The organism is Streptomyces sp. NPDC006294 (genome assembly GCF_042870895.1).
Lineage (GTDB): Bacteria > Actinomycetota > Actinomycetes > Streptomycetales > Streptomycetaceae > Streptomyces.
The window spans coordinates 1-3926 of sequence record NZ_JBIAHV010000038.1 but is presented as its reverse complement, the minus strand read 5'-3'; the positions used below and the strand labels follow the sequence as shown (position 1 = coordinate 3926).

Here is a 3926-nt window from a genome sequence, read left to right as displayed (position 1 = left end):
GCATCGAGGAGTTCGGCCCCCATACCGGCCCACTGCGTCCCCTGCCCCGGGAACACGAACACGGTCCTCCCGGTCTCGTCCGGCGCGACGCCCTGCACGAGGTGGGGTGAGGGCTCCCCCTGAGCGAGGGCGTCGAGTGCGGCGGTGAGAGCGTCGGGGGTCTCGGCGACGACCACGGCGCGGTGCTCGAACAGGGCGCGCCCGTTGACGAGCGTGTCGGCGACGGCTGCGGTGTCCAACTCGGGCCGCTGCTCGACGTATTCGCGGAGCTGCCGTGCCTGAGCGCGCAGCGCGTCGGCAGTCCGGGCCGAGATCACCCACGGCACGACGCCCGAGTCGGCGGGCCGGCCCTGGTCGAGGGCGATGGGGGACTCTTCGATGATGGCGTGCGCGTTGGTCCCACTCACACCGAAGGAGGAGACGCCGGCCCGGCGGGGCCGGTCGGTCTCGGGCCAGGGCTGTTCGTCGGTGAGGAGAGTGACGGCACCGGCGTCCCAGTCGACATGGCTGGTCGGCTGGTCGACATGCAGTGTCCTCGGCAGGACGCCGTGACGCATGGCCATCACCATCTTGATGACACCGGCGACACCGGCGGCGGCCTGGGTGTGGCCGATGTTGGACTTCACCGAGCCCAGCCACAGGGGCCGGTCAGCAGGCCGGTCCTGGCCGTACGTGGCGATCAGCGCCTGCGCCTCGATCGGGTCACCCAGGGTCGTACCCGTGCCGTGCGCCTCGACCGCGTCGACCTGCACAGGGGTGAGACCGACATTGGCGAGGGCCTGCCGGATCACCCCCTGCTGGGAAGGACCGTTCGGCGCGGTGAGACCGTTACTGGCGCCGTCCTGGTTGACGGCCGTGCCCCGCACGATGCCCAGGACCGGGTGTCCATGCCGTTCGGCATCGGAGAGCCGCTCCAGCAGCAGCATGCCGACGCCCTCGCCCCAGCCGGTGCCGTCGGCGGCCTCGGCGAAGGCCTTGACCCGGGCGTCGGGGGCGAGTCCCCGCTGCCGGCTGAACTCCACGAAGACCTCGGGAGTCGACATGACCGTCACACCGCCCGCGAGGGCGAGCGAGCACTCGCCGGAGCGGAGTGACTGGGCGGCCATGTGCAGGGCGACCAGGGACGACGAGCAGGCGGTGTCGACGGTGACGGCCGGGCCCTCCAGACCCAGGGTGTATGCCACGCGGCCCGACGCCACGCTGCCCGCGATACCCGTACCGAGGTACCCCTCGACGGTCTCCGGCACCTGCCGGAGCAGGGTGGCGTAGTCCTGCCCGTTGCTGCCGACGAAGACGCCGGCCTTGCTGCCACGTAGCGACTTCGGGTCGATGCCGGCCCGCTCGAAGGCCTCCCAGGAGGTCTCAAGCAGCAGCCGCTGCTGCGGGTCCATGGCCAGGGCCTCACGCGGGTTGATGCCGAAGAAGGCCGCGTCGAACTCGCTCACGCCCTGGAGGAAGGCCCCTTCGCGCACATACGACGCGCCGGAACGGTCCGGGTCGGCGTCGTAGAGCGCCTCCAGGTCCCAGCCTCGGTCGGCGGGGAACGGCGACACCGCGTCACCGCCCGCCGCCAGCAGCGCCCACAGCTGCTCGGGCGTCCGTATCCCGCCCGGGAAGCGGCAGCTCATGGCCACGATCGCGATCGGGTCGTCGTCGGCCACCGGCGCACCGGGAGTGGCCACCTGCCCGGCCGCGGCGGTGTCGCCTCCGAGGCCGGGGAACTCGCCCAGCACATGGCGGGCGAGCTCGGTCGCCGTCGGGTAGTCGAAGATCACGCTGGTGGTCAGTCGCAGCCCGGTGGCCGCGTTGAGCCGGTTGCGCAGCTGGACCGCGCCGAGCGAGTCGAAGCCGAGCTCCTTGAACGCGCGGTTCGGAGCCACCGACTGCGGCCCGGCGTGGCCGAGCACCAACGCCGCCTGCGTACGCACCAATTCCAGCACCAGCTCCTCCCGCTGCGGCGCCGTCAGCGCGGCCAGCTGCCCGGCCAGCGACGACTCCTCGGCGCGCTGCGCTCCGCCGGACACGGCCGGCCCGGCCGCCGCCCGCAGATCCCGTACGTCCGCCAGGTCGGAGATCAGCGGGCTGGGACGGGCGACGGTGTACGCCGGTACGAAGCGGGCCCAGTCGATGTCGGCGACGGTCACGGCCGGAGTGTCGTGGCCGACGGCCTGGGCCAGCGCGGTGAGCGCGAGGTCCGGGGTCATCGGGGGGAACCCGCTGCGGTGCAACTGCTCCGCCGCCGCGTGCCCCGTCGCCATACCGGAGTCCGCCCAGGCACCCCACGCCACGGAGGTGGCGGGCAGCCCCAGCGCGTGCCGCCGCTGTGCCAGCGCGTCCAAGTGGGCGTTCGCGGCCGCGTAGTTGGCCTGGCCCTCGTTGCCGAAGGTGGCGGCCGCCGAGGAGAACAGGACGAACGCGTCCAGGTCCAGGTGACGCGTGTACCGGTCGAGAAGCGCCGCGGCGGTGGCCTTCGGACGCAGGACATGGTCGAGGCGGTCGGCGGTGAGGTGGTCCAGTACGCCGTCGTCGAGGCTGCCGGCGGTGTGCACGACCGCGGTGAGGCCCGGGTGCTCGGCGACCAGGGCGCGCACCGACTCGGGGTCGCTCACATCACAGGCCGCGAAGGTCACCGTAACGCCGAGCGCGGCGAGTTCGTCGCCCAGGGCGGTGGCCCCGGGGGCCTCGCCGCCGCGCCGGCTGGCGAGGACGAGGTGCTCGGCGCCGTTCTGGGCAGCCCAGCGCGCCACGTGTGTGCCGAGCGCGCCGGTGCCGCCGGTGATCAGGACGGTGCCGCGCGGCTGCCAGCCCGTACCGCTGCTGCCTGCCGCCCGGGTCAGTCGGCGCGCGAGGACACCGGCCTCGCGAACCGCCACCTGGTCCTCGCCGCCGGGCGCCGCGGCCAGTACGGCACGCAGGTGTGCGCCGCCGCGCTCGTCGAGCTGTTCGGGAAGGTCGACCAGCCCGCCCCAACGGTCGGGGTGTTCGAGAGCCGCGACCTGCCCCAGGCCCCAGACCTGCGCCTGGGCGTGGTGGGCGAGCGGGTCGGAGCCGCCGGTGGTGACCGCACCCTGGGTGGCGCACCAGAGGGGAGCCTCGACGCCCGCGTCGCCGAGCGCCTGGACGAGCGCCAGGGTCGGGGCGACCGTACCGGCCTCCTCCTCACCGTCGGCGTCCGCGAGCGCGAGTAGCGACAGCACGCCAGTCACCGGGGCGTCGAACTCCGCGCCCGCATACCGCAGTTGCTCGGCAAAACGCTCCCGGTCGGCCACGGCGGTGTCGAGCACGACCTGCCGTACGGCACCGTGCCCGCTCTCCAGAGCCCGGACGACGTCACGTACGAGAGGCCGGCTCTCGTGACCGGCAGGCCGCAACAGCAACCAGTCGCCGGTGAGTTCAGCCGTGTCGGACGCATCCGGCATCGGCCGCCACACCACCCGGTAGCGCCAGCCGTCCACCGGTGAACCACCGGTCTGCTCCCTGCGCCCGGACCTCGCGTCGAGCCAGTACCGGCGGCGCTGGAAGGCGTACGTCGGCAGGTCGGCCCGGCGCGGCGTGTTCCCCCGGCCGGTGAAGAAGGCCTGCCAGTCGACGGGTGTCCCGTTGATGTGGAGTTCGGCTGCGGCGCGGGTGAGGGCGTGGGTCTCGTCGAGGTTCTTGACCAGGCTGGGCAGGAGGAGGGTGTCGGTGCGGGTGACGGTGTCCTGGGCGAGGGCGGTGAGGACGCCGCCGGGGCCGATTTCCAGGTAGCGGGTGGTGTCGTGCTGTTCGAGCCAGGTGATCTGGTCGGCGAAGCGGACGGCGTTGCGGATGTGGCGGACCCAGTACTGGGGCTCGCGCGCCGCCTCACCGGCGGGCAGCGCCAGCCGCGTCGGGTGGAACTCCACACTGTCCAGGACCTGCCGGAACTGGTCGAGCATGGGGTCCAT

General features: G+C 73.3%; 1 protein-coding gene. It reads right to left on the bottom strand.

Going from position 1 to position 3926, the window contains the following annotated elements; genetic code table 11:
* Positions 1–3926: SDR family NAD(P)-dependent oxidoreductase (locus ACFYOP_RS33685; protein ID WP_388453930.1), on the bottom strand; the 3926-nt coding region annotated here is incomplete at both ends.